The sequence below is a fragment of the Thermomonas sp. genome (assembly GCF_029945965.1).
Taxonomy (GTDB): domain Bacteria; phylum Pseudomonadota; class Gammaproteobacteria; order Xanthomonadales; family Xanthomonadaceae; genus Thermomonas.
The window spans coordinates 38,805-60,368 of the sequence record NZ_JAQSDO010000003.1; the positions used below are offsets into that span (position 1 = coordinate 38,805).

General features: G+C 63.1%; 22 protein-coding genes. 13 read left to right on the top strand and 9 right to left on the bottom strand.

The window, feature by feature from the left end:
* Position 1 precedes the first annotated feature (1 nt).
* A complete protein-coding gene (gene msrA / locus PSV05_RS00720) occupies positions 2-514 on the bottom strand; it encodes a peptide-methionine (S)-S-oxide reductase MsrA (protein WP_300060005.1) in 513 nt (170 codons plus the stop codon).
* Positions 511-993: a peptide-methionine (R)-S-oxide reductase MsrB gene (gene msrB, locus PSV05_RS00725; RefSeq protein WP_300060108.1), complete on the bottom strand. Its 483-nt coding sequence runs from the start codon at positions 991-993 to the stop codon at positions 511-513. Before msrB ends, msrA begins: the two co-directional genes overlap by 4 nt.
* A 197-nt stretch (positions 994-1,190) precedes the next feature.
* Between msrB and prpB the strand changes: the two genes are divergently transcribed.
* Genes prpB through PSV05_RS00740 form a run of 3 tightly spaced genes read left to right on the top strand, consistent with a single transcriptional unit; the run spans position 1,191 to position 3,737 of the window.
* On the top strand, positions 1,191-2,102 hold the full coding sequence (gene prpB, locus PSV05_RS00730) for a methylisocitrate lyase (protein ID WP_300060008.1): 912 nt from the start codon (positions 1,191-1,193) through the stop codon (positions 2,100-2,102).
* 2 nt (positions 2,103-2,104) lie between these two features.
* Positions 2,105-3,256, top strand: a complete 1,152-nt coding sequence (gene prpC / locus PSV05_RS00735) for a 2-methylcitrate synthase (protein ID WP_300060011.1) — start codon at positions 2,105-2,107, stop codon at positions 3,254-3,256.
* Positions 3,257-3,266: 10 nt separating this feature from the next.
* Positions 3,267-3,737 carry a potassium channel family protein gene (locus PSV05_RS00740; protein ID WP_300060014.1) on the top strand — a complete coding sequence of 157 codons (471 nt, stop codon included), beginning with the start codon at positions 3,267-3,269 and terminating at the stop codon, positions 3,735-3,737.
* A gap of 84 nt (positions 3,738-3,821) precedes the next feature.
* Here the strand turns inward: PSV05_RS00740 and PSV05_RS00745 are convergent, their stop codons facing one another.
* From PSV05_RS00745 to PSV05_RS00755, 3 genes are all read right to left on the bottom strand, one after another.
* Entirely contained in the window at positions 3,822-4,451 is a 630-nt protein-coding gene (locus tag PSV05_RS00745) for a glutathione binding-like protein (RefSeq protein WP_300060018.1), read from the bottom strand.
* 96 nt (positions 4,452-4,547) lie between these two features.
* Positions 4,548-5,009 carry a cell wall hydrolase gene (locus tag PSV05_RS00750; RefSeq protein WP_300060020.1) on the bottom strand — a complete coding sequence of 154 codons (462 nt, stop codon included), beginning with the start codon at positions 5,007-5,009 and terminating at the stop codon, positions 4,548-4,550.
* Positions 5,010-5,292: 283 nt separating this feature from the next.
* Positions 5,293-7,320 carry an NADPH-dependent 2,4-dienoyl-CoA reductase gene (locus PSV05_RS00755; protein WP_300060023.1) on the bottom strand — a complete coding sequence of 676 codons (2,028 nt, stop codon included), beginning with the start codon at positions 7,318-7,320 and terminating at the stop codon, positions 5,293-5,295.
* A gap of 270 nt (positions 7,321-7,590) precedes the next feature.
* On the opposite strand from PSV05_RS00755, the gene PSV05_RS00760 reads away from it, so the two are divergent.
* The 3 genes from PSV05_RS00760 to PSV05_RS00770 all read left to right on the top strand — a co-directional run bounded on the left by PSV05_RS00760 (position 7,591) and on the right by PSV05_RS00770 (position 10,072).
* A complete protein-coding gene (locus PSV05_RS00760) occupies positions 7,591-8,691 on the top strand; it encodes an OmpA family protein (protein WP_300060026.1) in 1,101 nt (366 codons plus the stop codon).
* A gap of 160 nt (positions 8,692-8,851) precedes the next feature.
* Positions 8,852-9,325, top strand: coding sequence for a hypothetical protein (locus PSV05_RS00765; protein ID WP_300060111.1), 474 nt, complete (start codon positions 8,852-8,854; stop codon positions 9,323-9,325).
* A 9-nt stretch (positions 9,326-9,334) separates the two neighbouring features.
* Entirely contained in the window at positions 9,335-10,072 is a 738-nt protein-coding gene (locus PSV05_RS00770; protein WP_300060028.1) for a pseudouridine synthase, read from the top strand.
* A 31-nt stretch (positions 10,073-10,103) separates the two neighbouring features.
* Here the strand turns inward: PSV05_RS00770 and kbl are convergent, their stop codons facing one another.
* The 3 genes from kbl to PSV05_RS00785 all read right to left on the bottom strand — a co-directional run bounded on the left by kbl (position 10,104) and on the right by PSV05_RS00785 (position 12,957).
* Entirely contained in the window at positions 10,104-11,297 is a 1,194-nt protein-coding gene (kbl, locus tag PSV05_RS00775; RefSeq protein ID WP_300060031.1) for a glycine C-acetyltransferase, read from the bottom strand.
* Between the two features lie 48 nt (positions 11,298-11,345).
* A complete protein-coding gene (gene tdh, locus PSV05_RS00780; protein WP_300060033.1) occupies positions 11,346-12,383 on the bottom strand; it encodes an L-threonine 3-dehydrogenase in 1,038 nt (345 codons plus the stop codon).
* Positions 12,384-12,555: 172 nt separating this feature from the next.
* Positions 12,556-12,957 carry a DUF3224 domain-containing protein gene (locus PSV05_RS00785; protein WP_300060036.1) on the bottom strand — a complete coding sequence of 134 codons (402 nt, stop codon included), beginning with the start codon at positions 12,955-12,957 and terminating at the stop codon, positions 12,556-12,558.
* A 226-nt stretch (positions 12,958-13,183) separates the two neighbouring features.
* Between PSV05_RS00785 and serA the strand changes: the two genes are divergently transcribed.
* The 7 genes from serA to PSV05_RS00820 all read left to right on the top strand — a co-directional run bounded on the left by serA (position 13,184) and on the right by PSV05_RS00820 (position 20,809).
* Positions 13,184-14,746 carry a phosphoglycerate dehydrogenase gene (gene serA, locus PSV05_RS00790; RefSeq protein ID WP_300060039.1) on the top strand — a complete coding sequence of 521 codons (1,563 nt, stop codon included), beginning with the start codon at positions 13,184-13,186 and terminating at the stop codon, positions 14,744-14,746.
* A 3-nt stretch (positions 14,747-14,749) separates the two neighbouring features.
* Positions 14,750-15,397 carry a histidine phosphatase family protein gene (locus PSV05_RS00795; protein WP_300060042.1) on the top strand — a complete coding sequence of 216 codons (648 nt, stop codon included), beginning with the start codon at positions 14,750-14,752 and terminating at the stop codon, positions 15,395-15,397.
* 203 nt (positions 15,398-15,600) lie between these two features.
* Entirely contained in the window at positions 15,601-16,866 is a 1,266-nt protein-coding gene (folC, locus tag PSV05_RS00800; RefSeq protein ID WP_300060044.1) for a bifunctional tetrahydrofolate synthase/dihydrofolate synthase, read from the top strand.
* A 64-nt stretch (positions 16,867-16,930) separates the two neighbouring features.
* Positions 16,931-17,917 carry an SPOR domain-containing protein gene (locus PSV05_RS00805; protein ID WP_300060047.1) on the top strand — a complete coding sequence of 329 codons (987 nt, stop codon included), beginning with the start codon at positions 16,931-16,933 and terminating at the stop codon, positions 17,915-17,917.
* Between the two features lie 82 nt (positions 17,918-17,999).
* Complete coding sequence (gene purF, locus PSV05_RS00810; RefSeq protein WP_300060050.1) at positions 18,000-19,469, top strand: amidophosphoribosyltransferase; 1,470 nt, start codon at positions 18,000-18,002, stop codon at positions 19,467-19,469.
* Between the two features lie 22 nt (positions 19,470-19,491).
* Positions 19,492-20,295, top strand: coding sequence for a ferritin-like domain-containing protein (locus PSV05_RS00815; RefSeq protein WP_300060053.1), 804 nt, complete (start codon positions 19,492-19,494; stop codon positions 20,293-20,295).
* 55 nt (positions 20,296-20,350) lie between these two features.
* Positions 20,351-20,809, top strand: coding sequence for a hypothetical protein (locus PSV05_RS00820; RefSeq protein WP_300060057.1), 459 nt, complete (start codon positions 20,351-20,353; stop codon positions 20,807-20,809).
* 5 nt (positions 20,810-20,814) lie between these two features.
* On the opposite strand, the gene lpxH is transcribed toward PSV05_RS00820, so the two are convergent.
* Positions 20,815-21,543 (bottom strand): UDP-2,3-diacylglucosamine diphosphatase, encoded by a 729-nt coding sequence (gene lpxH / locus PSV05_RS00825; protein WP_300060060.1) that lies wholly within the window; start codon positions 21,541-21,543, stop codon positions 20,815-20,817.
* Positions 21,544-21,564: the final 21 nt, after the last annotated feature.

Here is a 21,564-nt window from a genome sequence, read left to right on the forward strand (position 1 = left end):
GTCATGCGCCTTCGCGGCGTGGCAGCCTCCATCCCGGCCGCAGGTAGTGGCAGGTATAGCCGGTCGGATAGCGTTGCAGGTAATCCTGGTGTTCGGGTTCGGCTTGCCAGAACGGACCGGCCGGCGCGAGTTCGGTCACCACCTTGCCTGGCCACAATCCGGAGGCTTCGACATCGGCAATCGTGTCCTCGGCGACCCGGCGTTGCTCATCGGAGGCGTAGAAGATTGCTGAACGGTAACTGGCACCGAGGTCGTTGCCTTGCCGGTCAGTCGTGGTCGGGTCATGGATCTGGAAGAAGAACTCGAGCATGTTGCGGAAGCTGGTTTGCGCGGGATCGAACACGATCTCGATCGCCTCGGCATGTGTGCCGTGGTTGCGATAGGTCGCGTTGTCCACGTCGCCGCCGGAATACCCCACGCGAGTGGAAAGTACGCCTGGCTGCATGCGGATCAGTTCCTGCATGCCCCAGAAGCAACCACCAGCGAGGAGTGCGGTTTCGGTGCTGTCAGTCATACGGTGTCTCCTGAGTCCGAGCCATCAAAGGACGTGCCTTCGAAAAGGTGAAGATAATCGCCATGGCCTTCGCGCTCTAGTGCATCGACCGGAATGAAGCGCAGCGATGCGGAGTTGATGCAATAGCGTAGGCCGCCGGCATCGCTCGGGCCATCGTTGAACACGTGGCCAAGGTGGCTGTCGCCATGGGTCGAACGGACTTCGGTTCGAATCATGCCGTGGTTGATGTCGCGGAGTTCGGCGACGTGCGCGGCTTCCACCGGCTTGCTGAAGCTGGGCCAGCCGCAGCCGCTGTCGAACTTGTCCAGTGAAGTGAACAGCGGCTCGCCAGAGACGATGTCGACGTACAGGCCGGGTTCCTTGTTGCCGTTGAAGGCGTTGTCGAACGGGCGTTCGGTACCGGACTCCTGGGTGACGCGGTGCTGCTCCGGGGTCAGGCGTGCAAGGGCTTCGGGGGTTTTGTCATAGGTCCGGCTCATCGTCTTGGTCATCGCTGCGCTCCGTGGCTGTACGGCTTGTTTACCTGTCTTAGATGTAGGGTCGGGTGAACCTGCGGGCAAGTGTCCCGGCACATGCCTATGGCTTGGCCAGATAGCCAAAGTCGGGGGCCGATCTGGTGACGTTGGGCAATCGACTAAGGTGATCCGCTAAAATACGGGTTTTCCCGGGAGGCTCCATGCGCGACCCGAATCCCTCCTCCGCGGGCGCCCGCTTCCGCGCCGCGATCAAAGCCGAAACCCCGCTGCAGGTCATGGGCGCGATCACCGCCTATGCCGGCCTGATGGCCAAGCGTACCGGCTTCCAGGCGCTGTACCTCTCCGGCGGCGGCGTGGCAGCCAATTCGCTGGGCATGCCGGACCTCGGCATCAGCACCATGGAAGACGTGCTCACTGACGCGCGCCGGATCGTGGATGCCACTGGCATGCCGCTACTGGTCGACATCGATACCGGCTGGGGCGGCGCGTTCAACATCGGCCGTACCATCCGCAATTTCGAGCGCGTCGGCGTTGCCGCGGTTCATATGGAAGACCAGGTCGGGCAGAAACGCTGCGGCCATCGCCCGGGCAAGGAAGTGGTGTCCACCGGCGAGATGGTCGATCGCATCAGGTCGGCAGTGGATGCGCGCAGCGATCCCGACTTCGTGATCATGGCGCGCACCGATGCCGCGGCGGTGGAAGGACTCGATGCCGCGATCGAACGCGCCGTCGCCTATGTCGAGGCCGGCGCCGACATGGTTTTCCCCGAAGCGATGACTTCGCTCGACGACTATCGCAAGGTCAAGGCTGCGGTAAAGGTGCCGGTCCTGGCCAACTTGACCGAATTCGGCAGCACGCCGTTCTATACCACCGACGAACTGCGCGATGCCGGCGTCGACATCGCCCTGTACTGCTGTGGCGCCTACCGCGCGATGAACAAGGCGGCGCTGCATTTCTACGAAACCGTCCGCCGCGACGGCACCCAGAAACACATCATCGACACCCTGCAGACGCGGGCCGAGCTGTACGACTTCCTGGGCTACCACGCCTACGAAGACAAGCTCGACGCGTTGTTTGAGGACGACAAGAAACACGACAACAAGGACGCCTGAGCATGAGCGACACACCAAGCACCCTGCCGAAGCCAAAGAAGTCGGTGGCACTCAGCGGCACGCCGGCCGGCAACACCGCGCTGTGCACGGTCGGCCGCAGCGGCAACGACCTGCATTACTGCGGCTACGACATCCACGACCTGGCGACCAAGTCGAGCTTCGAGGAAGTCGCGCACTTGCTGGTGCATGGCACGCTACCGACGCAGTCCCAGCTCAATGCGTACAAAACCAAGCTCAAGCGCTTGCGCGGCCTGCCCGCGATCGTGACCGATGCACTGGAACTCGTCCCTGCCAATGCACATCCGATGGATGTGCTGCGCACCGGCTGTTCGGTGCTGGGCACGGTGCTGCCGGAACGCGACGGCCACCCGGCCAGCGAAGCGCGCGAGATCGCCGACAAGCTGATCGCGAGCTTCGGTTCGATGCTGCTGTACTGGTGGCATTTCACCCGCAACGGTCGTCGCATCGACGTGGAAACCGATGACGATAACGTCGCCGCGCATTTCCTGCACCTTCTGCATGGGCAGGAGCCATCGCAGCTGCATGCCGATGCGCTGGACAAGTCGCTCATTCTTTATGCCGAGCACGAGTTCAATGCCTCGACCTTCGCCGCGCGGGTGATTGCCGGTACCGGCAGCGACATGCATAGCTGCATCACCGGCGCTATCGGCGCGCTGCGCGGGCCGAAGCATGGCGGCGCCAATGAAGTGGCGATGGACACCATCAGCCGCTACGACAATGCCGACGCCGCCGAGGCTGATATTCGCGCGCGGATGGAGAAGAAGGAAATCATCATTGGCTTCGGCCACCCGGTGTATACCATTGGCGATCCGCGCAATCCGATCATCAAGAAAATCAGCCGCGCCCTGTGCAAGGAAGGCGGCAACCAGGTGCTGTTCGACGTGTCCGAGCGCATCGAGAACCTGATGATGGACACCAAGAAAATGTTCCCGAACCTGGATTGGTACAGCGCCAGCGTGTACCACATGCTCGGCATCCCCACCCCGATGTTCACTCCGCTATTCGTGATCGCGCGCACCACCGGCTGGAGCGCGCACGTGATCGAGCAGCGCGAGGACGGCAAGATCATCCGCCCGAGCGCGAACTACATCGGTCCGGAAGACCGGGCTTACCTGCCGATCGACCAACGCTGAGGCTCGCGCATTGGACTGGCTGATCCCCAGCGGGCAGTTAGGCGAACACGTGCTTGTCGCGCTGGTGGCCTTCCTGGTCACGTCGCTGGTGGTAATCATCCATTACGAGGGCTTGCACTGGTTGGCCAAGCGCCATGCCGGACGTACGCCAAAGCACGACCATCGTGCGGTCCTGAAGATCATCTTCCAGCTGTTGGCCCTGCACATCGTCGAAATCTGGTGCTACGGGCTGGTGTACTGGGGACTGACCTGGGTACCAGATACCGGCTTCGTGCATGGCGAGCACGGCATGGATCGATTGTTCGATGCCGTGTATTTTTCCGCCGCCACGTTCAGTACCGTGGGCTTTGGCGACCTGTCGCCGGTGGGTGCGATCCGGCTCGTCGCTGGTCTGGAGGCGGTGACAGGCCTGCTGTTGATCACCTGGTCGGCATCGTTCACTTACCTGGAGATGTCGCGGTTGTGGACACGTCGTGGGTGACGCATCGGCATCGCACGACTGCCTTTCGGACAAAATGAAAAAGCCGTGCATTGCACGGCTTTTTTGCATGAAGCGATGCGTCGTTTACAGCAGGCCTTCAGCCTTGAGCGCGGCCTGCACGCCGGGATCTGCTTGCATCCGCTGCTTGAACGCGACCACGTTGGCCAGATCCGATACATCGATCTCCATCGCGTCAGCCCAGCGCAGGGTGATGTAGAAGTAGGGGTCGGCAACGCTGCGGAAGCCGGCCAGCCACTGTTTGTCTTCAAGCCTGGTGTTGGCGGTTTCGAAGAGCTCGCGGATGCGCTTGCGGGCCGCAGCCTTGATCGCATCGTGGTGGCTCGTGTCCTCGCTGAAAACGCCCGGGCTGAACAACGGACTGAATGATGGATGCAGGTCGGAGTTGCAGAATGCCAGCCATTTGCACGCAATCGCGCGTTGCTGTGCACTGCCGTCGCCAGCGAGTTTGGCATCGGGTGCGCTGTCTGCGATGTAGCCCATGATTGCCGCGTTCTGGGTCAGCACGAATTGCCCAACACCGGTGGCGGCAACATCGGTAAGGGCAGGCACGTTGCCTGAGGGATTGATCGCGAGGTACGCGGGTTCCTTCAAGGTCGTCGCATTCATGACCTCGAATTCGAACGGTTGGCCGGTCCATTGCAGGGCGATATGGTCGGCGGTCGAGCAGGCACCTGGTTTGGTATAGAGCTTCATCGGGTCTTCCTGTGTGTGGGCAGGCGACCACTATCCAATGTTGGCGATGAAGCTTCGATCATGTTGGGCGCAACGGATCGTTGCACCGGGCATGATTCAGGAGCGACGCGGCTTCAGGCTCTGCACCTTGTAGAAGGTATGGTCGCCAATCGTTGCGACTTCATAGGCGGTGCGCCAGCTCGGGCTGGCAATGGCGCTTGCGGCGAAATGGCTGGCACCAGGCACCACAAGCTTGCGTTGCGCAAGTGGCAGTGCCCAATTGCGTTCGGATTCAAGCGCGATCGTGACTGCTTCGGCCCAGGCTTCCGGATTGGACAACCGGGTTTGCGGCGAAACGATCGACGGGGCGAACTGCTTGCGCGCAGTCACCACCTGACACACGTTGCGGCCCCACAGGCCACTGTCGCGGCGACGCAGGGCGACTTCCGCCACCGCCTGCTGGCCGCGCACGGATTGATCCCGCGCCTCCAGGTAGACGGTAGTGGACAGGCACAGCGAATCGGCCGCCGGCTGTGGCAGTACATGCGTGGACAGCCAGAGGATCCAGGCCAGTTTCATGTCGAACTCCTTGCTCCGTTGCGGCGCGCGCGTCTCCGCGCGGTATTCGCACGGTTGGCAACACGTCATGGCGTACTGGGGAGGGCGGCAGCTCTGAGGCGGCCTTGTGCCCGGGCGCGAAAGCCGCAGGATTGCGTGCTCGTGCCGGTTCCCGCCAAGTCATGGGGCGGGAAAAGTTGGCGAACCTTAGGTGGGCAATCCCTAACGGCAGCTGAACAGAGGATCGGAAAGATCTGATTCGATTGGAGTTTTTACTCTCAATCGCATGCGCGGGAACCTTTGCTCAGAGGCTGGCGGCGAGACGACTGCCTTGTGCAATCGCGCGCTTGGCATCCAGTTCCACGGCTACGTCGGCACCACCGATCAGATGCACGTTCAGTCCCAGGGCGTGCAGTTCATCGAACAGGCTGCGTCGCGATTCCTGGCCCGCGCAGATCACGATGTGGTCGACTGCCAACGTCTGTTCACTGCCATCGATGCGCAGTTGCAGGCCGGTGTCGTCCACGCCCAGATACTCAACGCCTCCGAGCAACTTCACGCCCTTGGCTTTCAGCGTGGAGCGATGGATCCAGCCAGTGGTCTTGCCCAGCTTCGCGCCGAGTTTGCCGGCCGTGCGTTGCAACAGCCAGACCTGCCGTGCCGGCGGCTCCGGACGCGGGGAGGCCAAGCCACCGGCCGTATGGAAGTTCGCATCGACGCCCCATTCGGCCATCCAGCGCTTGGGATTGAGCGAGGGCGATTCGCCCTCCTGGACCAGGAACTCGGCGACATCGAAGCCAATCCCGCCGGCACCGATGATTGCAACCTTCTTGCCGACCGCGACGTGACCTTGCAACACATCCAGGTAGCCGATCACCTTTGGATGCTCCGAGCCTGGGAAATCCACGACGCGTGACGTCACCCCGGTGGCCATCACGATCTCGTCGAAATCTTTCAGTGCTTGTGCATCGGCGCGTTCGGACAGGCGCAGGTTCACGCCGGTGTCGGAAATGCGCTGGCGGAAATAGCGCAAGGTTTCGTGGAATTCCTCCTTGCCCGGGATCTGCTTGGCGAGGTTGAACTGGCCACCGATCTCGTCGGCGGCATCGAACAGGGTGACCCGATGTCCGCGCTCGGCGGCTACGGTGGCGCAGGCCAGTCCCGCTGGACCCGCACCAACGACCGCAATCGACTTTGGCGTGCTGGCCCGCAGGTAATTCAGTTCGGTTTCGTCGCAGGCACGCGGATTGACCAGGCAGCTGGCGCGCTTGTTCTCGAACACATGGTCCAGGCAGGCCTGGTTGCACGCGATGCAGGTATTGATGCGGTCCGCGCGTCCGGCACGGGCCTTGTTCGCCCATTCGGGATCGGCGAGCAACGGACGCGCCATCGACACCATGTCGACGGCGCCGCCTGCGAGGATCGCTTCGGCGACATCAGGCATGTTGATGCGATTGGTCGCGATCAGTGGCAGCTGCACATGCGGACGCAGCTTCGCGGTCACGCCCGCGAACGCGGCGCGCGGTACCGAGGTGGCAATGGTCGGGATGCGCGCTTCATGCCAGCCGATGCCGGTATTGATGATGCTGGCGCCGGCGGCTTCCACGGCCTTCGCCTGGGTGACAATGTCGTCCCAACCGTTGCCGCCCTCGACCAGGTCAAGCATCGACAGGCGGTAAATGAGGATGAAGTCGGGGCCGCAGGCCTCGCGCACGCGGCGCACGATTTCGACCGCGAAGCGCATGCGATTGGCTGCATCGCCGCCCCACTGATCGCCACGCTTGTTGGTGCGCGCTACCGTGAACTGGTTCAGCAGGTAGCCTTCCGAACCCATGATCTCGACGCCGTCATAGCCGGCTTCACGTGCAAGCCTGGCTGCATTCGCGAACGCGTTGATCTGGCGTTCGACGCCACCTGACGACAGCGCGCGCGGGGTGAACGGATTGATTGGCGCTTTCAGCTTGGAGGGAGCGACTGACAGCGGGTGGTAGGCATATCGGCCCGCATGCAACAGCTGCATGCAGATTTTCGCATCGTGCGCATGCACAGTCGAGGTTACTTGCCGATGTCGGCGAACATGCCACGGCCATGCCATGCGACCGGCGAAGGGCTTGAGCCAGCCGAGCATGTTGGGCGCGAATCCGCCGGTGACGATCATGCCGACGCCGCCCGCCGCGCGTTCGCCGAAATAGGTCGCCAGCTTTGGAAAATCCCGTGCGCGATCCTCCAGCCCGGTGTGCATCGACCCCATCAGGATCCGGTTGCGCAGGGTCGTGAAGCCCAGGTCCAGTGGACGGAACAGGTGCGGATAAGGTGTGGTGTCTGGCATCATTCAAGCATACCGGTGCGTATGGGTCTTGTATCAGATAGATTCCTGCCCAGGCCGGCCTTGTCAGGCTGAATAGCCCCAAGAACCCGGGCCAAGTGGCACTTGTTAAGGCTGGTGTAACAAGATTTTGCATCCCTGCAACTGTTATGGTAGCGTTAACACGGCTTTCACGGACCCACTCGTACTGTATGCGTGGGATGGCGTGCGGACACAGCCGTCTAGACGAAACAATTCAGGCGTCACTAGTTTCTATTACTGATCAAGGAGCTGAACATGAATAAGAAACTCCTCTGCACTGCCCTGTTGTTGGGTGGTATGGGTTTGGCGCACGCTGCGTCCGCCCAGGAGTTCGATGATCGCTGGTATGTCTCCGGTTCGACCGGCGTCAACTTCCAGGACAGCAATCGCGGTACCAACGATGCCCAGTTCTTGACCTTGGGTTTCGGCAAGTTCCTGAACCCCAACCTGTCGTTGGAAACGGAACTGAACTATCAGAATCCAGACAAGATCGCGAACTCGAACTTGTGGTGGAGCCAGTACGGCGTGTCGGTAGATGCGCGTTATCACTTCCGCAATGCGGATTCCAAGTGGTGGCCCTACCTGCGCGGCGGTCTCGGCTGGCAACGTCATGAGGAAGAGTTTGACGCCTACCCGAGCCCGAATTCACCGGGTCAGCACAAGGCCAGCAATCTTGCGGTCAACCTCGGCGCCGGCCTGCAGTTTGATTTCGGTCGCATGAACATGCGCACGGAAATCGGCACCCGCATCGATTTCGACGACCAGCAGGCCCGCCTGGGTCCGCAAGCCAGCCAATTCACTGACTTGCTGGGTTCCATCGGCATGACCATTGCATTGGGCCCAGAGCCGATGGCTCCGGTTGCCCCGGCGCCGGTTGCGGCGGTGTCGACCTGTGCGGACATGGATAGCGACGGCGACGGCGTCAACAACTGCAACGACAAGTGCCCGGATTCGCAGGCTGGCCAGACCATCGGTCCAGACGGCTGCCCGGTGCCGGTGTCGATCGACCTGAAGGGCGTGAACTTCGACTTCGACAAGTCGACCCTGCGCCCGGATGCGGTTGCGATCCTCAACGAGGCCATTGAGATCCTGAAGCGTTACCCGGATCTGCGCGTCGAAGTTGCCGGTCACACCGACTCGAAGGGCACGGACCAGTACAACCAGGCCCTGTCCGAGCGTCGCGCCACTGCGGTGTATGACTACCTGACCAGCAACGGCATCGCTGCCGGTCGTCTGGTGGGTCCGACCGGTTACGGCGAAAGCCGCCCGATCGCGCCGAACACCAATGCCGACGGTTCCGATAATCCGGAAGGTCGCGCACAGAACCGCCGCACCGAGCTGAACGTCCAGAACTGATCGGACGCCTCAGTTGCAAGATACGAAACCCGGCCTAGTGCCGGGTTTTGTTTTTTCCGATGACAGGTTTTGCAATTGCGGTTATTGCGCGCGCTACCTACACTGGCCGCATCGTTTTGTCGGGGAACACCAAGCCATGCATCGATCGTTGTTCGTGCTCATGTTGTTAGCGTCGCCGTTGATCGTGCACGCACAGTCCGCGAACACGGCATGTGGTTCGACGATGCAGCAGGCTACGCCGGTACGCCCGACCCTGCTGGCGCCATTGGCGATCGAACTCACGCCTGCCTCCACCCAGCTCGGCAACTCAGCCGGCGTATTGGGCCAGGCCTTCGATGAAGCGTTGTCGGTTGACAGCGTGTTGTTGCGGATCAAGCTGGACGGTTGCCAGCCCACCGCCTATGCGGCACCTGCAGGCAGCGTGGTGAAGCCGGACGATCCGGCAGGCTACAAGCCACGCACCGAGTTCGACAACACGCCCTGGCGCTTCAACATGACCCAGAACGGCAAGAACATGACCGCCGAGGAATTCGATGCGTGGATGAAGTCACGCGGCGTGCGTGTGGCGAAGGGCGCTGCACCGGCTCCGGCAACACCCGCGGCAATGCCAGCGGGTGCCGAGCAAACGAACTAGACGCGCCCCATGCGCAGCGGGCGTACCCGCGGCACTGGAACACGCCATGGCCTGGCTCGAGTACTTTCGAAACGAGGCCTATGTTCGCGGAGTGAAGCCGAGCGACGCATCCGCGACGGACGCGTGCAACTCGACGGACGGGTCGTTCGCGATCCCGAACATCCCACCGATGCGTTGAGTGCGGTCATCCTGATGGATGGCATAGAAACAGGCGCGACCACGCCGCGCTACCTGATGTTGAACAAATCGCGTGGACTGGTCACGACGCTTAGCGACGAGCGGGGCCGCGACACCGTCTATCGTTGCTTCGATGGCGCGAACCTGGGCTGGATTGCGCCGGTCGGCCGCTTGGACAAGGCCAGTGAGGGCCTCTTGCTGTTCTCGAACGACCCAGCCTGGGCGGCGCGCATCACCGATCCCTCGACGGGGCCCGGCAAGCGCTATCACGTGCAGGTCGACTGCATTCCGGACGCGGCGCTGCTGGCGCGCATCGCGCAAGGCATCGACATCGATGGTGAACACCTGTCTGCCGTAGATGTCAGTTTGCTGCGTGCAGGTGACAAGCATGCATGGCTGGAGATCACGCTGGACGAAGGCCGCAACCGGCAGATCAGGCGCTTGCTCCAAGCCTTCGACATCGGTGTATTGCGTTTGCTGCGGGTGGCGATCGGTACGCTGCAACTCGGTGAACTGCCAAAAGGCAAGTGGCGTCTGCTGACCGCCGCCGAAATCGAATCGTTCTCGTAGGGTGGACTAAGCCCACCCATGGTGTTGAGCGTCAGTCTTTGAGCACGCCGAGTTCGTGGCCGATGCGGATGAATGCATCGATTGCACGATCCAGGTGCTCGCGGGTGTGCGCGGCCGATATCTGGGTGCGGATCCGCGCCTGCCCCTTGGCCACGACCGGGAAAAAAAAACCGATGGCGTAGATGCCTTCTTCCAGCAATCGCTCGGCGAAACGTTGGGCGAGCGGGGCATCGTAGAGCATTACCGGGGAGATCGGATGCACGCCGGGGCGGATGTCGAAACCGGCGGCGGTCATCCGTTCACGGAAATACTGCGTGTTGGCCTGCAGTGTCTCGCGCAGGTCGCCCGCTGCGGCCAGCATCTGGAAGGCCTTGGTGCCGGCAGCCGCAACGTGCGGTGGCAATGAGTTCGAAAAAAGATATGGGCGCGAGCGCTGGCGCAGTAGTTCGACCACTTCTTTTTTCGCGGTGGTGAAACCGCCCAGCGCGCCACCCATGGCCTTGCCCAGGGTGCCGGTGAAGATGTCGATCTTGTCCATCACACCCTTGACCTCGGCGCTGCCGCGGCCGGTGGCGCCCAGGAAGCCGGTGGCATGGCATTCGTCGATATGCACCAGTGCACCGTACTTCGCGGCCAGTGCGGTGATCTCGTCCAGTGGCGCGATGAAGCCGTCCATCGAGAACACGCCATCGGTGGTGATCATGATCGTGCGTGCGCCATCGGCCTTGGCCTGTTTGAGCTGCACTTCCAGCTCGGCCATGTCGCAGTTCGCATAGCGATAACGCCTGGCCTTGCACAGGCGCACGCCATCGATGATCGAGGCATGGTTGAGCGCATCGGAAATGATCGCGTCGTTGTCGTCGAGCAGCGGTTCGAACAGGCCGCCGTTGGCATCGAAGCAGGCCGCGTAGAGGATCGTGTCTTCGGTGCCGAAGAACTCGGCGATCGTACGCTCCAGTTCCTTGTGCAGGTCCTGGGTGCCGCAAATGAAGCGCACGCTGGCCATGCCGAAGCCGTGCGAATCCAGCGCATCCTTGGCGGCTGCAATGATCTCCGGATTGTCGGCCAGGCCCAGGTAGTTGTTGGCGCAGAAATTCAACACTGTACGGCCGTCGGCCAGCTGGATTTCAGCCGATTGCGGCGACGCGATGATGCGCTCGGATTTGAACAGCCCGGCGGCGCGGATCTCGTCGAGGGTGTCGTTGTAACGCTGGGTCAGTGACATCGATGAATCCTTGTAGAGCGGGTCTTGACCCGCTAAGGGCAACTGCGGTCAATTCCAGCTCAAGACGATCTTGCCACTGCGGCCGGATTCCATCAGGTCGAAGCCCTTCTGGAAGTCGTCGATCGGCAACTGATGCGTGAGCACCTTGCCGAGCGGGAAGCCGGACAGTACCAGTTGCGTCATCTTGTACCAGGTCTCGTACATCTTCCGGCCGTAGATACCCTGCACGGTCAGGCCCTTGAAGATGATCTTGTCCCAGTCCGCGCCCGCGCCCTTGGGCATGATCCCGAGCATCGCGATCTTGCCGCCGTGGTACATGCAGTCGAGCATGTCGTTGAACGCGCGCGGGTTGCCGCTCATTTCCAGGCCGACGTCGAAACCTTCCATGTGCAAGTCGGCCATCACCTCCTTGAGCGAGGTATTAGTGACGTTGACCACGCGGGTCGCGCCCATGTCGGCGGCGAGCTTCAGGCGGAAATCGTTGACGTCGGTGACCACCACGTTACGCGCGCCGATGTATTTGCAGATGCCGGCGGCGATCACGCCGATCGGGCCGGCGCCGGTGATCAGCACGTCCTCACCGACCACGTCGAATTCAAGCGCGCAGTGCGCGGCATTGCCGTACGGATCGAAGAACGCGGCGAGTTCCGACGGGATCTGATCGGGGATCGGCCACAGGTTGGAGGCCGGCATCACGATGTATTCGGCGAACGCGCCAGCGCGGTTCACGCCGATGCCGACGGTGTTCGGGCACAGGTGCTGGCGGCCAGCGCGGCAGTTGCGGCAATGCCCGCACACGATATGACCTTCGGCCGATACGCGCTGGCCCAGCGTGTAGCCACCAACGCCAGGGCCGATCTCGACGATGCGGCCGACGAATTCATGGCCGATCACCAGGCCCGGTGTGATCGTGCGCTGGCTCCACTCGTCCCACAGGTAGATGTGCAGGTCGGTGCCGCAGATCGCGGTCTTTTCCAGCTTGATCAGCACTTCATTCGGCCCCGGGGACGGGACAGGCACCTCTTCCATCCAGATGCCCTTGGCCGCTTCGCGCTTCACCAGCGCCTTCATCATGGTCTGCGACATGCCCGTTCCTGTTGCGACGTGTAAGACCGCCATTCTAGCGCCGGGTGAGCTTCAGTCCTGCTGCGGCACTTGAATTGCCGGGCGACGGCGAGACCGGCGTGTGTTCGCTACGCGGCTCGAAATGCCGCTGCGCGAATCACGCGCCGGTCTCGCCGTCGCCCGGGTATCGCGTTCAAGCATCGCCAAGTTCGTAATCGAACGTATAGAAATGCTTGCCGTCGACGATGTCGATGGCGATCCGCCCGCGCAGGCCGGTGAGAGCGTCAGTGCCGGTGTCCGGCACCACGGTGAGATTGAGCGAAGGCGTGCCGCGGTCAAGGATGCCGTTGTGCTGGGCCAGGAAACTGCCGGCGCGGCCATCCAGCGTGCCGACGACGCGTTCGAGCGCGACATATGCGCCGGAGCCTTCCACCGGCGACATCGCCGCCAGCATGTGGACCACGCTGGTCGCCTCCAGTGGTCCATGGAACTGCTTGTCGAAGCGCATGTGGCCGATCTCGACACCATCGCCCATGTCCAGTGAGCCCTGCGGGATGCGCTTGACGTCGAATTCGCCCTTGGCCTGCATCAACATGTCCTGTTTTTTGTTAGTTGGTTGGTTGCGAGCGTAACGATACGTGGCCGCGCGCCGTGCGTCTGCTACGCTTGCCGGCGTCACGATTCCCATGCCAGCCGGCCCCGTCTCCTGACCCGCGTAGGAGCGCCCACTTGGGCGCGATCAATAACGCAAATGCGTCACAGGTTGCGCGCTGTGCCGGCTGCCGGGATCCGGGGACATTACCCCTAGAGGATCCTAAACAATGAAAGTGCTGGCGTGCGATGGGATCCATGATGATGGCTTGGCGCTTTTCCGCGATGCGGGATGGGACGTCGCCATCTCCGACCCGATCAAAGACCCCGACGCGCTGGTGCTTGCCTTGGCCGATTGCGATGCCGTGCTGGTGCGTTCCTCGACCAGGATCACCCTGGAGTGCCTGCAGGATGCAGCTCGCCTGAAGGTGATCGGGCGTGCCGGTGCCGGCGTGGACACGATTGATGTCGGGGCCGCCACCGCGCGCGGCATCGCGGTGATGAACGCACCGGATGGCAATACCTTGGCCGCTGCCGAACACGCGATCTCGCTGTTGTTCGCGCTGGCCCGGCATATCCCTGAAGCCGATGCGGGCATGAAGGCGGGCGGCTGGCCGAAGGCCGGCCTGATCGGGTTCGAACTGGAAGGCAAGAAGCTTGGCGTGATTGGCCTTGGGCGTATTGGTGGCACCGTGGCGCGCAAGGCACAGGGCATCGGCATGGACGTGGCTGCGTTCGATCCGTTCCTGCCAGCGTCCGCCGCGGGCAAGGGCAGCGTGCCGCTGAAGACGCTGGAGGACCTGCTGGCCTGGGCCGACGTGGTGACCCTGCACATCCCGCGTACCAAGGAGACGACGAATCTTTTATCCGAAGAACGCATGCGTTCGATGAAGCGGGGCGCGTACGTCATCAATGCCGCGCGTGGCGGCCTGGTCGATGAAACCGCGCTGCTGCAGCTGCTCGACGAAGGCCACTTGGCCGGCGCCGCGCTGGACACCTTCGTCACCGAACCGCTGCCGGTTGATTCGCCGCTGCGCGCGCATGCCAACCTGATCCTGACCCCGCATCTCGGCGCCTCCACAGGCGAAGCGCAGCAGGCGGTGAGCACGATTCTGGCCCGGCAAGTCATCGATTTCGTTGCCACCGGCGCGGTCGCCGGCTGCGTCAACCTGCCGCCGTTGACCGCCGAAGCCGCGCGCGAAGTTGGTCCGTGGATGCCGCTGATGACCTCGCTAGGCCGGCTTGCCGCACGCCTGGTGCCCGCACCGACCCGGCTCGACATTACCTATGCCGGTCGCACCGATGCGCTCGATACCCGCCCGTTGACGCGGCTGCTGGTGGCCTCACTGCTGGGCGTGCACTCCAGCCGCGTCACCCCGGTCAATGCATTGGCCGAAGCCGCCGGGCGCGGCCTGGTTGTTGCTGAAACTGTCGGCGGCGATGGCGACGGTTTCGACCGCCTGCTCAAGCTGCGCGTGAGTGACGGCAAGCGCAGCCGCGAGATCGAGGCGACCCTGCATCGTGGCCCGCGCGTAGTACGGATGGACGGCGTGGAGATCGAATTCGATCCACAGGCGCATGTACTGTTGCTACGCAACGAGGACCGGCCAGGTATGGTCGGTGCGGTTGGTTCGCAGCTCGGCACGCTCGGCATCAACATCGTCAACTTTGCGCTGGGCGCAGCCGGCGATGGCCAGGCCCGCGCGGCGATCACCGTGGATCGCACGGTCGACGACGCACAGCTGCAGGCATTGCGGGCGATGCCCGGCGTGCTGTCGCTGGCACAGGTGTAAGCCGTGCGCATCCTGTTGGCACGTCATGGTGAAACCCCCTGGAACGCGGAAGGCCGTTACCAGGGGCAAGAAGACATTGCCCTGTCCGACGTTGGCATCGCCCAGGCGACTGCACTCGGGCAGCGCTTGCGCGAATTGCACATCGACCGAACAGTCGCCTCGCCGCTGTCGCGTGCGCGGCGCACCGCCGAGCTTGCGCTGGGCGAGTCGCGGGCACCGAAGCTGATGTTCGACCAAGGCCTGAAGGAAATCGCGCATGGCAGTTGGGAAGGCCTGCTGGCGAGTGAAATCCACGAGCGCGACCCCGATCGCCTGCGCGCCTGGCGTGAGGCGCCGGAAAGCGTGCAGATGCCCGATGGCGGCGAATCATTGCAGCAGGTGCTGGATCGCGCGTGGCCGGCATTGGTGCGTGCATGCAGCGGCATGGGTGCGGAGAGCACGTTGTTGATCGTCGCCCATGATGCGGTCAATCGCGTGCTGCTGTGCCGGATCCTCGGCATCCCGCTGTCGCGGCTGTGGGGCTTTCGCCAGGCACCGACCACGCTCAACCTGCTGGAAGGCAAGGATGTCGATCATCTGGAGGTGGTGCGCCTGAATGATTGCAGCCACCACACCGCGCTGTTCGGCGAAGCGGTGCATCGGGCGTTGTAGTCCCATTCTGAAGCAGATGACGCCTACGCCGGATGGTGGCGAAAAGGGGTCAGAGAACATTTCCCTCAGATTCTCCTGCAACGCGCAGCGCCACATGGCAAATGTTCTCTGACCCCTTTTCGCAGACGGCGGTAGGCGGCGTCTGCAATTATCGCGCCGGTCTTGTCGCCGGTTAACGCCGCGGGTCGCTCATACTTGCTTCCGTGCAACGAAATCTCACCGACTGGCTGGCTTACATCGAGCAGCAACATCCGAAATCCATAGCCATGGGCCTGGAGCGCGTGCGTGATGTGGCTTCGCGCATGGAGCTGGGTAAGCCGGGTACGCACGTCATTACCGTGGGTGGCACCAATGGCAAGGGTTCGACGGTGGCTTTCATCGAGGCAATCGCGCGTGCCGGCGGCTACAAGGTAGGCAGCTACACCTCGCCACACCTGCTGCGCTACAACGAGCGTGTGCGTATTGATGGTGTGGACGCGAGCGATGCTGATTTGGTCGCAGGTTTTGAGGCGGTCGATGCCGCGCGCGGCGACACGCCACTGACCTATTTCGAATACGGCACGTTGTGCGCGCTGTGGCTGTTCGAGCGTGCCGGCCTCGATCTTGCGGTGCTGGAAGTCGGGCTGGGCGGGCGCCTGGATGCGGTCAATATCATCGATGCCGATGCGGCGATCATCACCACCGTCGACCTCGACCACCAGGACTGGTTGGGCAACGACGTCGAGGCAATCGGACTCGAGAAGGCCGGCATCGCGCGCGCCTTCAAGCCATTGATCCTGGGTGATGACGATCCGCCGGCCAGCGTATTACGGCATGCGTATGCGATTGGTGCATCGGCATGGCGGATCGGCTGCGATTTTTTCATCGAGCCCATCGACGATGTGCATTGGTGTTGGCGCGAAGTAGGCCATGAGCTCGTATTGCCGACGCCGGCCTTGCTCGCATCCGTGCAATTGCGCAATGCGGCCTGTGCGATCGTCGCACTGCAATCGCTCGACTTGCATATCGATGACGACGCATACGCGTGTGGGGTCGCGAATACACGGATCGGCGCGCGCCTTCAGCGCATCGAGCGGGATGGCGTGGAGGTCGTGGTCGATGTCGGCCACAACCCGCAGGCGGCGCGCGCGTTGGCGGCGTGGCTGGAGAGCCAGCCGCGACGACCGACGCGGGCGGTGTATGCCGCGCTGGTGGACAAGGATGTAGCTGGCGTGGTCGCGGCACTGGCAGGGCAGGTGGATGGCTGGCATGCCGCCGGATTAGCCGATGCCGGGCCGCGTGGCGAGGATGTGGAGACGTTCGTGCAGCGCCTGCAAGGCACCGCAGCGGCCGCTGCCACGCGCCATACCGATGCGCAGACGGCCCTGCAGGCGGCGATCCAGCAGGCCCAGCCAGATGGGCGCGTACTGGTGTTCGGCTCGTTCCATACCGCGGCGGCAGCCCTGCGTGCGCTGAACGCGATGCCCTGACCAGCCGTCCCCAAGCCAGCGGGCCGCTATAATTCGCGGGTCCCCCGCTGGCGGTCCGCATACGATGGATTCTTCGCTCAAGCAGCGCCTGGTTGGCGCGACCGTGCTGGTCGCCCTGGCCGTGATCTTCCTGCCCATGCTGGTCAAGGGACCGGCACCCGACAGTGGCGTGTCCGACGTGTCGTTGAGCATCCCGGCGGAACCCAGGGGCGACGCCGAAACCAAGACCGTCGATCTGCCGCTGATGCCTGCCGCTGGCGTACCGCAGGGTGGCGTGGTTGGCATGCCTGCAGATGCGCAGGACGACGAAACGGCTGGATCGCCCACGGGCGCGTTCCCGACGGTGGCCGCAGGCGATTACGTGGTCAGTTTCGGCAGCTATGCCACCACCGCCGATGCCGGGCAGGTGATTGCGGCACTGCGCAATGCCGGACTGCCAGCCTTCTCCGAAGCGACCAAATTCAACGGCCGAGACGCGCAACGCGTGCGCATCGGGCCGTTCGCGGATCGCGCGATCGCTGAATCCGCGCGCCTGGCCGCGGGCAAGGTGAACGACGGGGTGGATGCCAAGGTGGTGGTGCTGGACGCCGGTCCGGCAGGTCCTACAGCGACGCCTGAACCAGCCAAGGTTGCCGCCGCAACAGCGCCTGCACCGATCAAGCCCGAGCCGCTGCCGCCCGTGGCCAAACCTGCCACGCCACCTGCCACGGCTCCTGCGAAGCCGGTTGTAACCAATACGACCGCAACAACACCTGCAGCGACGCCGCCAGCCGCAGTACCTGCAGTGGTCGCCAAACCTGCAGCGGATACCAGCAAGACCGGTTTTGCGGTGCAGGTTGGTGCGTTCACTGCTGCTGCAGACGCCACTGCCTTGCGCGACAAACTGCGCAGCGCTGGCTTCAATGCGTTCACCGATACGGTGACCACCGACAAGGGCGTGCTGACCCGCGTGCGCGCAGGCCCGGCGATGAACCGCGCCGAGGCCGACGCACTCAAGGCCTCGGTCAAGGCCAAGCTCGGGCTTGACGGCATGGTGCGTCCGCATCCGTGATGCTTGATCTCAGGCCGTCGTTCGCGACGGTTTGAGTGATGTTCGATGTTTCTCCACCGGTACAAATTTGCGGGTTTTGATCATGTGCGGAATTGTCGGAATCGTCGGCCACAACGAAGTCGCAGCGCAGCTTTACGACGGCCTGACCGTACTCCAGCACCGCGGTCAGGATGCTGCCGGTATTGCTACAGCAGTTGGAACCCACCTGCGTCTGTTCAAGGGCAATGGCCTGGTCCGCGATGTGTTCGACGCCAAGGCGATGCTCCCGTTGCAAGGCAAGGTCGGGATTGCACACTGCCGTTATCCGACCGCCGGCAGCGAGGGCATGGACGAGGCGCAGCCGTTCTACGTCAATTCGCCGTACGGCATCGCGCTGGCGCACAACGGCAACCTGATCAATACCGATGCGTTGCGTCGCGAGGTGTTCGAGCAGGATCGCCGCAACATCAATACCGAGTCCGACTCCGAAGTGCTGCTGAACGTGTTCGCGCATGAGCTGGATACGCAGAAACCACTGGCGCCCGAGTCCGCATTCCGCGCGGTTGAAGGCGTGATGCGCCGCGCCAAGGGTGGTTATGCGGCAGTCGCTGTAGTGCTGGGCCTGGGGCTGGTCGCGTTTCGCGATCCGCACGGCATCCGCCCGCTGGTGCTGGGCATCAAGCAAACGCCGGAAGGCGACGAGTACGCGGTGGCGTCGGAATCGGTCGCCTTCGACATCCTCGGCTTCACCCGCGTGCGCGATGTCGCGCCGGGCGAGGCGGTGGTGGTGACCGCGCGCGGCGAATTGTTCACCAAGGTCTGCGCCGAACCGCAGCAGCACACGCCTTGCCTGTTCGAATACGTGTATTTCGCGCGCCCCGACTCGATGATGGACGACGTGCAGGTGCACAAGGCGCGCATGCGCATGGGTGTCACCCTGGGCGAGAAGATCAGGCGCCTGCGCCCCGACCATGACATCGACGTGGTGATGCCGATCCCGGATTCCTCGCGCGATGCCGCGCTTGAAGTCGCCAGCCTGCTTGACGTGAAATATCGCGAAGGCTTCATCAAGAACCGCTACGTCGGCCGCACCTTCATCATGCCGGGGCAGGGTGAACGCGCGAAGTCGGTGCGCCGCAAGCTCAACCCGATCCCGTTGGAATTCCGCGACCGCGTGGTGCTGCTGGTCGACGATTCGATCGTGCGCGGCACCACTGCCAAACAGATCGTGCAGATGGCCCGCGACGCCGGCGCGCGCAAGGTCTACCTGGCCTCGGCCGCCCCACCCGTGCGGCATCCGAACATTTACGGCATCGACATGCCATCGGTCGACGAACTGGTCGCTAACGGCCGCAGCGAAGAAGAAGTCCAGGCGTTCCTTGGCTGCGACTGGTTGATCTACCAGGACCTCGAGGACCTCAAGGACGCGGTGTCCGGACCCAGTCATCGCATCGAGCATTTCGATGCATCCTGCTTCGACGGCAATTACGTCACCGGCGTGGATCCGGGCTATTTCGAACGCATCGAGCAACTGCGTTCTGACGATGCCAAGAAACAGCGGCGGGCGAGCTGAGTTTGCTTCCAAACGCTTGCCGATGAGCGATCTGTTTTCCGCAGCACGCGCGTGCCTCGCCGCTGCATCGCCCGAGGCGAAAGTCAGCGCGACCTTCGATGCCGCTGCGGCGTTCGCACGTGGCGAACTTTCCATCGATGCGGCATCGCCACCACCCGAAGCCATCCGCATGCCGGGCCGGCCACCGACGCCGCGGCTGGTGCATCCGCGCGAATTGCCGAAACGTGGCTTCGGTAGCAACGAAGGACGTGCCGCTTTCATCCATGCGGTCGCGCATATCGAATTCAATGCGATCGACCTGGCCTGGGATGCGGTGTATCGCTTCCGCGGATTGCCGGACGCGTACTACGCGGATTGGATTTCGGTCGCCAATGACGAAGCACGGCATTTCTCGATGCTGCGCGCGCGCCTGTACGAACTCGGCCATGACTACGGCGATTTCGATGCGCATAACGGTTTGTGGGAAATGGCCGAGAAGACGGCAGATGACGGCCTCGCGCGAATGGCACTAGTGCCTCGGGTGCTGGAAGCGCGTGGCCTGGACGTGACGCCGGGGATGATCGTGAAACTGCGCGGGCTTGGCGACGATGCCACGGCTGACATCCTCGAAATCATCCTGCGCGAGGAAATCGCGCACGTCGCGGCAGGCTCGCGCTGGTACCGCTGGCATTGCGAACGCGCCGGGATCGAGCCGCGCGCCAGGTTCCGCGAACTGCTGCACGAGTACGCAACCAGCGTCTTGCGCAAGCCGTTCAACATGGAAGCGCGCCGGCAGGCCGGTTTCGATGCCGAGGAACTGGAAGGACTGCTGGATGCTGCCGACTGACCGTCATCAACCGTATGCTGCAAACTACCCGGCAGTCCAATATCCGAGGCCGGTCATGAAGTTTCTTGCCATCGCATCATTCTCATTGTTGCTGGCAGCGTGCACGGCGCCGCAGGCGCCACCGGATGTAGTTGCGCAGCCTGTCGAGCCCACTGCGCCCGTCGCCACAAGCATAGCCCCGGCACCCAAGCGCGCGCCTGGTCCGGAAGCCGCCGGTTCCCTGCAAATTTTCCGCGCATTCGGCAACGAGCCGTTCTGGAACGTCAACGTGCAAGGCGGCCAGCTGACCTTCACTACCCCCGAAGATCAGCAGGGCACGGTTTTGCAAGGCGTACGTGCTGCGACCGGGAATGGCGGCATGGATATCAGCGGCAGCCAGGATGGAAATTCGTTCTTGCTGAGGGTACGCACCGGTAACTGCAGCGACGGCATGTCCGACAATCAGTACTCGATGACATCCGCCTTCCGCATGGGTGACGCCGTTTACACGGGGTGTGCTGAAGCCGCCAAGTAGCGGCTTCAGACCGTTAGTGCAGCCAGCTCGAATCCATTCGCATCGACCCGCAACACCGAGCCCTGCGTGTACCAGTCGCCCAACACGATGCGAGTGCAGTCGTTGGCTTCCGCGTGGATCGCCGGGCGATGGGTATGGCCATGGATCATGCGGCGGATGCCGTAGCGCGAAAACGTGCTGGCAACCGTTTCCGGACTGACATCGGTAATCGTTTCCGACATGCCGGTCGTCTGCAGTTCGCCGAAGCGTGCCTTGCTCGCGACGCGCGCCTGCGCTGCAAAAGCCAGTCGCGCGGCCAGCGGTTGCATCAGGAACTGCGCCTGCCAGCGCGGGTCGCGGGTTTGCGTGCGGAACTGTTGATAGGCGAGATCGTCGGTGCACAGCAGGTCGCCATGGCCAATCATGGTCGGCGTGCCATGCAGCAGGATGACCGCAGGATCAGGGAGGATCGTGATTCCGGCACGGCGTGCGTACTCGTTGCCGAGCAGGAAGTCGCGGTTGCCGCGGATGAAATACACCGGTACGCCGCCGTCCGACAGCACTCTCAATTTCGAGGCGACAAACGTGCCGGCTTCGGACGGATCATCGTCACCGACCCAGGCTTCGAACAGGTCGCCGAGGATGTACAGCGCCCGTGCATCGCGGGCTTCGCGTTCGATGAACTCGCCGAACAACTCGGTGATCGCCGGGCGCTCGGCATCCAGGTGCAGGTCGGAGATGAACAGCGTGGTCATGGCGGCATTGTAGGGATTTGC

What these genes read in the sequence shown, in the direction of transcription:
- msrA (WP_300060005.1), bottom strand. Translation starts at nt 514, where the DNA reads ATGACTGACAGCACCGAAACCGCACTCCTCGCTGGTGGTTGCTTCTGG.
- msrB (WP_300060108.1), bottom strand. Translation starts at nt 993, where the DNA reads ATGAGCCGGACCTATGACAAAACCCCCGAAGCCCTTGCACGCCTGACC.
- prpB (WP_300060008.1), top strand. Translation starts at nt 1,191, where the DNA reads ATGCGCGACCCGAATCCCTCCTCCGCGGGCGCCCGCTTCCGCGCCGCG.
- prpC (WP_300060011.1), top strand. Translation starts at nt 2,105, where the DNA reads ATGAGCGACACACCAAGCACCCTGCCGAAGCCAAAGAAGTCGGTGGCA.
- PSV05_RS00745 (WP_300060018.1), bottom strand. Translation starts at nt 4,451, where the DNA reads ATGAAGCTCTATACCAAACCAGGTGCCTGCTCGACCGCCGACCATATC.
- PSV05_RS00750 (WP_300060020.1), bottom strand. Translation starts at nt 5,009, where the DNA reads ATGAAACTGGCCTGGATCCTCTGGCTGTCCACGCATGTACTGCCACAG.
- PSV05_RS00755 (WP_300060023.1), bottom strand. Translation starts at nt 7,320, where the DNA reads ATGATGCCAGACACCACACCTTATCCGCACCTGTTCCGTCCACTGGAC.
- PSV05_RS00760 (WP_300060026.1), top strand. Translation starts at nt 7,591, where the DNA reads ATGAATAAGAAACTCCTCTGCACTGCCCTGTTGTTGGGTGGTATGGGT.
- PSV05_RS00765 (WP_300060111.1), top strand. Translation starts at nt 8,852, where the DNA reads ATGTTGTTAGCGTCGCCGTTGATCGTGCACGCACAGTCCGCGAACACG.
- PSV05_RS00770 (WP_300060028.1), top strand. Translation starts at nt 9,335, where the DNA reads ATGCGCAGCGGGCGTACCCGCGGCACTGGAACACGCCATGGCCTGGCT.
- kbl (WP_300060031.1), bottom strand. Translation starts at nt 11,297, where the DNA reads ATGTCACTGACCCAGCGTTACAACGACACCCTCGACGAGATCCGCGCC.
- tdh (WP_300060033.1), bottom strand. Translation starts at nt 12,383, where the DNA reads ATGTCGCAGACCATGATGAAGGCGCTGGTGAAGCGCGAAGCGGCCAAG.
- PSV05_RS00785 (WP_300060036.1), bottom strand. Translation starts at nt 12,957, where the DNA reads ATGTTGATGCAGGCCAAGGGCGAATTCGACGTCAAGCGCATCCCGCAG.
- serA (WP_300060039.1), top strand. Translation starts at nt 13,184, where the DNA reads ATGAAAGTGCTGGCGTGCGATGGGATCCATGATGATGGCTTGGCGCTT.
- PSV05_RS00805 (WP_300060047.1), top strand. Translation starts at nt 16,931, where the DNA reads ATGGATTCTTCGCTCAAGCAGCGCCTGGTTGGCGCGACCGTGCTGGTC.
- purF (WP_300060050.1), top strand. Translation starts at nt 18,000, where the DNA reads ATGTGCGGAATTGTCGGAATCGTCGGCCACAACGAAGTCGCAGCGCAG.
- PSV05_RS00815 (WP_300060053.1), top strand. Translation starts at nt 19,492, where the DNA reads ATGAGCGATCTGTTTTCCGCAGCACGCGCGTGCCTCGCCGCTGCATCG.
- PSV05_RS00820 (WP_300060057.1), top strand. Translation starts at nt 20,351, where the DNA reads ATGAAGTTTCTTGCCATCGCATCATTCTCATTGTTGCTGGCAGCGTGC.
- lpxH (WP_300060060.1), bottom strand. Translation starts at nt 21,543, where the DNA reads ATGACCACGCTGTTCATCTCCGACCTGCACCTGGATGCCGAGCGCCCG.